At 68.9% G+C, this 1165-nt stretch carries 1 protein-coding gene; it reads right to left on the bottom strand.

The window, feature by feature from the left end; translation table 11 throughout:
* Positions 1–968: SDR family NAD(P)-dependent oxidoreductase (locus GPA_RS03765; RefSeq protein WP_083808901.1), on the bottom strand; the 968-nt coding region annotated here is incomplete at its 3' end.
* Positions 969–1165 lie beyond the last annotated feature (197 nt).

Raw genomic sequence — 1165 nt, 5'->3', positions numbered from 1 at the left:
CCGCCCCCGCAGGGGTTCTGGGGGCGTGCCGTCTTCGGCCATGGCTCGGGCTCGTGGTCGGTTCCAGAGTCGCCGCCGCGGTAGAAGCCGCGCTTGCCGTCGCTTCCGTCGCGGCCGTCCTTGCCCTCGCCGTGCTCCTTGCCCTTGCCGTTGCGCGCGTCGGAGGACTCGGCTCCCTCGTGGTCCAACGGGTGCTTTCGCTTGCCCATGAGCCATTCGCCGGCGGAGAGCTGCACGCCCATGGGCATGAAGCGCACGGAGACGGCTCCCACCTTGTTGTACCAGCCGGTCACGGCGCACAGCTCGCCGCGCATGAGCGCGCGGTACACGCGGATGGCCGTCTCGTCGGCGTCCATGGAGAAGTACTTCCAAGCGGGCGCGTTCTGGATCCCGGCGTTCTTCGCGAAGTTCGTGCGCGTGGCGCCGGGGCAGGCGGTAGTTACGCTCACGCCCGTGCCGCGCAGCTCGCGGGCGAGCGCGGTGGAGAACGACAGCACGAACACCTTGGCGGCGCCGTAGAGCGCGTTGTAAGGGCAGGGGGTCTTCGCCATCATGGAGCTCATGTTGAGGATGCGGCCGTGGCCGCGCTCGAGCATGGGCTGCAGGAACACGCGCGTGAGCTCGGCCAGGCTCGTGACGCTCACCTGGATCATGGCGCGGATGTCCGCCACGGGCAGGTCCGAGAACTGCCCGGCGGGGCTGTAGCCTGCGTCGTTCACGAGGATGTCGATGTCCTTGCCCGCCTTGCATACGCGCTTGAAGATGGTGCGCGCGGAGTCGGGGTCGGACAGGTCGCAGGCCACGGGCAGCACGTCGACGCCGAGGATGCGCAGCTCATCGGCCTGCTTCTCGAGGGCTTCCTCGTCGCGGGCTACGGTGACCAGATCGTATCCATCGCTGGCGAACAGCAGGCACAGCGACTCGCCGATGCCGCTCGTCGCGCCGGTTACCAAGACGGTTTGAGACATGGTGATGCTCCTTTCGATCGGGGCGGCGGGGGCCGCATGCCGCGGCCTGCCCGGCGTCCGGACGTTTGCCCTCGCATCATAAAAGCGCCCAGCCGGTCCGTTCCGGACGTCGGCTGGGCGTTGCGAAGGCGCGACGCGCGCGCCATCGCAGCGAAATGCTCGGTGACCGGGTCAGGCTTGCGTGCTCGGCACCTCCG

Source organism: Gordonibacter pamelaeae 7-10-1-b (assembly GCF_000210055.1).
Classification (GTDB): Bacteria; Actinomycetota; Coriobacteriia; order Coriobacteriales; family Eggerthellaceae; genus Gordonibacter; species Gordonibacter pamelaeae.
This window is presented reverse-complemented; position numbering and strand designations above follow the sequence as displayed.